Origin of the sequence: Bradyrhizobium sp. (assembly GCF_049798375.1) — a bacterium.
Classification (GTDB): domain Bacteria; phylum Pseudomonadota; class Alphaproteobacteria; order Rhizobiales; family Xanthobacteraceae; genus Bradyrhizobium.
On sequence record NZ_JBARGP010000351.1, the window covers coordinates 1 to 3,735 of the forward strand.

A 3,735-nucleotide genomic window follows, 5' to 3' on the forward strand; every position below is an offset into this window, starting at 1 on the left:
ATCACCTGCCAGCGCTAGTTGGGTTCCCGCCACATAGGTGCCGTGGAAACGACGTGACGCTGCCGCGAGAAGCCGCTAAGGGATGCGGCAATTGCCGCGATTTTTCCGAATGCTGTGCTAGCTCCGCGGCACCCTTTCACCGGAATACCGCATCTTGATCGCTTCACTGTCTCCACGTCTGTCTCGCCGTCTTTTGGCGTGTACCGCGCTGCTTGGACTGGCCCTGTCCGGGCCGAACGCCTTCGCCCAGTCTGAGAGCTATCCGCAGCCGAATGCCGGCCAGCCGGCGGTCAACCCGATCTGCCCGCGGCTGGAGGCGCAGCTCGTGGCCATCGACCGCGGCGGCAGCAGCGATCCGGCGCGCGACGACCAGATCCGCCGCTATCAGGAGGCAGCCGCCAAGCAGCAAAGCGAGCTCGAACGCGTCACGCTGCAGGGCAAGCGCATGGGCTGCGACAACAACGGCTTCTTCTCGATGTTCTCCGGCCGCTCGGCTGAATGCGGTCCGGTCAACACCCAGATCCAGCAGATGCGCGCCAACATGGACCAGATCAACAACAGCCTGGAGCGGCTGCGCGGCGGACCTGGGGGCGGTTCGGAACGCGACAATCAGCGGCGTTCGGTGCTGATCTCGCTCGGCCAGAACCAGTGCGGCCCGCAATATCAGCAATACGCCAACGCCCCGCGCGGTGGCGGCGGCGGCCCGGGCAACTTCCTCACCAATTTGTTCGGCGGGGGCGACGCCAACAACACCAATCCGGCGGCCTCGCTGCCGCCGCCGAGCGCCGATCTCGCGCCGCCGTCGGGCACCTATCGCACCGTCTGCGTGCGCACCTGCGACGGCGCCTATTTCCCGATCTCGTTTGCCACCGTGCCCGGACGCTTCGCCGATGACGAGCGCGCCTGCCATGCGCAGTGCCCGGCGACCGAGGCCAACCTCTACACCTACCGCAATCCCGGCGAGGACATGAACCAGGCGGTGTCGGTCAACGGCCAGCCCTACTCGGCGCTGCCGAACGCCTTCCACTATCGCACCGAGTTCAGCCCGACCTGCTCCTGCAGGGCACCGGGCCAGACCTGGGCCGATGCGCTGAAGTCGATCGATGACAAGGCGGAGGCGGCGCAGCAGGGCGACATCATTGTCACCGAGGAAAACGCCAAGCGGATGCAGCAGCGCCAGACCGGCAAGGCCGCGAAGAGGGGCGCCGTGGCGACGCCGGAAGCCTCCGTCCCGACCACCCCCGATCCGACGACCAGCACCGGCCCTGCCACCGACAGCAAGCAGATCCGCTCTGTCGGCCCGACTTTCATCCCGCCGACGCACTAACCGAAGCCCGCGCCGGGTTCACCTCTCCCCGATGGGGAGAGGTGGTTCGAGATCCCAGCGACTCCTTCGATTCGTGTCCGATACAACCCGTCCTACCCTTCGAACGCGTCGATCGAGGCACGACCGGCGCGCGATACCAGGCCGTCGTCCGGCGCCGGCAATGGCGAGGCCGCGTCGCGAAAACCATTGGTGATGGGATAGCGGCGGTCGCGGCCGAAATTGCGGCTGGTCACCTTCACACCGGGCGGTGCCTGCCGCCGCTTGTATTCGGCCCTCGTCAGCAGCTGATCGATCCGTGCCACGGTGTCAGAATCCAAACCGGCCGCGACGATCTCGGCCAGCGTCTCTTCCTTTTCGACCAGCCGCTGCAGGATGTCATCCAGCACCTCATAAGGCGGCAGCGAATCCTGATCGGTCTGATCGGCGCGCAACTCCGCGCTCGGCGGCCGCGCGATGATCCCAGGTGGGATGACCCCGCCTGACGGCCCCCGCGCATCCTCCGGCTTCCAGGCGTTGCGCAACGCCGCAAGACGGAACACCTCGGTCTTGTAGATATCCTTGATCGGGTTGAAGCCGCCGTTCATGTCGCCATAGAGCGTGGCGTAACCGACCGACATTTCCGACTTGTTGCCGGTGGTGACGACCATCGCGCCCGTCTTGTTGGACAGCGCCATCAGTACCGTGCCGCGGGCACGCGCCTGCAGATTCTCCTCGGTGATATCGAGCGGCAGGCCGACGAAGGGTTTTGCCAGCACGTTCTCGAAACCTTCGACGGCGTCCGCGATCGGCAGCACCTCGTAATTGATGCCCAGATGTCGCGCCAGCGCCGCGGCGTCATCCAGCGACACCTGCGCGGTGTAGCGATATGGCAGCATCACGCCGCGGACCTTGTCGGCCCCCAACGCGTCGACCGCGATCGCCGCACACAGCGCGGAATCGATGCCGCCGGAAATGCCGAGCAGCACACTGGCAAAGCCGTTCTTGCGAACGTAATCGCGCAGGCCCAGCACGCAGGCCGCGTAGTCGGCCTGGTCGCCCTCCGGCAGCGGCGTGACCGGCCCCCTGCAGTGCCAGCCATCGTCGCCGCGCGCGAAACTCAGCGTCGTGACCTGCTCGACGAAGGCCGGTAGTTGCGCGGCGACCGAGAGGTCGGCATTGAGCACGAAGGATGCCCCGTCGAACACCAGCTCGTCCTGGCCGCAGATCTGGTTGAGATAGACCAGCGGCAGCCCGCTTTCGGTGACGCGCGCCACGGCAACCGACAGCCTCAGGTCATTCTTGTCGCGCGCGTAAGGCGACGCGTTCGGCACCAGGATGATCTCCGCGCCGGTCTCGGCCAGGGTCTCGACCACGTTCTCGTAGTCCTCGGATTCCTCGAGCCAGATGTCCTCGCAGATCGGCACGCCGATGCGCACCCCGCGCACGCTCATGGGACCAGCGGCCGGACCCCGCGCGAACAGCCTCTTCTCGTCGAACACGCCGTAGTTCGGCAAATTGGCCTTGAAGCGCAGGCCTGCGATACGACCGCCATCGAGCAGCGCACAGGCATTGTAGAGCTTGCCATCCTCGAGCCAGGGCGTGCCGATCAACACCGCCGGGCCACCATCGGCGGTCTCGCGCGCCAGCGCTTCCACCGCCGCGCGGCAGGCCGCCACGAAGGCGGGCCTGCGCACCAGATCCTCCGGCGGATAGCCGCAGAGAAACAGCTCCGGCAGCAGCACCAGGTCCGCGCCGTCGCGCGCAGCTTGCGCCCGTGCCGCACGCACCTTCGCAGCGTTGCCCGCGATATCGCCGACCGCAGGATTGAGCTGCGCCAGCGTGATCCTGAAACTATCGGCGGATGTGCCCATCGATCAACTCAGAGCAGGCCGACGCGCTCGGCGAGCGCAAACAGCCAGAAAGCGCCCGACATCAAAAGCGCCACCCCGACCGCGGCCGAGCCGAGATCCTTGACCCGGCCGATCTGCAGATCGTGCTCGGTGGTCAGGCGGTCGGCGAGCTTCTCGATCGCGGTGTTGAGCAATTCGACCACCAGCACCAGCGCCACCGCGCAGACCAGCTCGACCGTGCGCATCGCGGTGGTGCCGACCAACCAGGCGAGCGGCAGCGCCAGGAGCAGCGCAACCAGCTCTTCGCGCACCGCCTGCTCGGAGTGGACTGCGAAAGCCAACCCGTTGCGCGAATTGATGGTGGCGCGCCAGAGTCGCAGCACCCTTACAATCCCGCGACGGCCGGCATCGGCGCATCCTTGCCGCCGCGCCGCTGCTTCAGCAGCTCGGCGATCAGGAAAGCCATGTCGATCGACTGCTCGGCATTCAGCCGGGGATCGCAGACCGTGTGATAGCGATCGTTGAGATCCTCGTCGGTGATGGCCCGCGCGCCGCCGGTGCATTCGGTGACGTCCTTGC

4 protein-coding genes are annotated in these 3,735 nt (G+C 66.7%); 1 reads left to right on the forward strand and 3 read right to left on the reverse strand.

Translation table 11 applies throughout. The features are described 5' to 3' along the window. Positions 1-154: 154 nt before the first annotated feature. Positions 155-1,327 carry a DUF2865 domain-containing protein gene (locus WA702_RS14780; protein ID WP_425111277.1) on the forward strand — a complete coding sequence of 391 codons (1,173 nt, stop codon included), beginning with the start codon at positions 155-157 and terminating at the stop codon, positions 1,325-1,327. 92 nt (positions 1,328-1,419) lie between these two features. Here WA702_RS14780 and WA702_RS14785 read toward each other — a convergent pair whose 3' ends face one another. The 3 genes from WA702_RS14785 to WA702_RS14795 form a co-directional block, all read right to left on the reverse strand. After that, positions 1,420-3,177: an NAD+ synthase gene (locus WA702_RS14785; protein ID WP_425111278.1), complete on the reverse strand. Its 1,758-nt coding sequence runs from the start codon at positions 3,175-3,177 to the stop codon at positions 1,420-1,422. 8 nt (positions 3,178-3,185) lie between these two features. Further along, complete coding sequence (locus WA702_RS14790; protein ID WP_425111279.1) at positions 3,186-3,539, reverse strand: diacylglycerol kinase; 354 nt, start codon at positions 3,537-3,539, stop codon at positions 3,186-3,188. Positions 3,540-3,541: 2 nt separating this feature from the next. Further along, a partial coding sequence (locus WA702_RS14795; RefSeq protein ID WP_425111280.1) for a 3-deoxy-7-phosphoheptulonate synthase occupies positions 3,542-3,735 on the reverse strand: 194 nt, incomplete at its 5' end.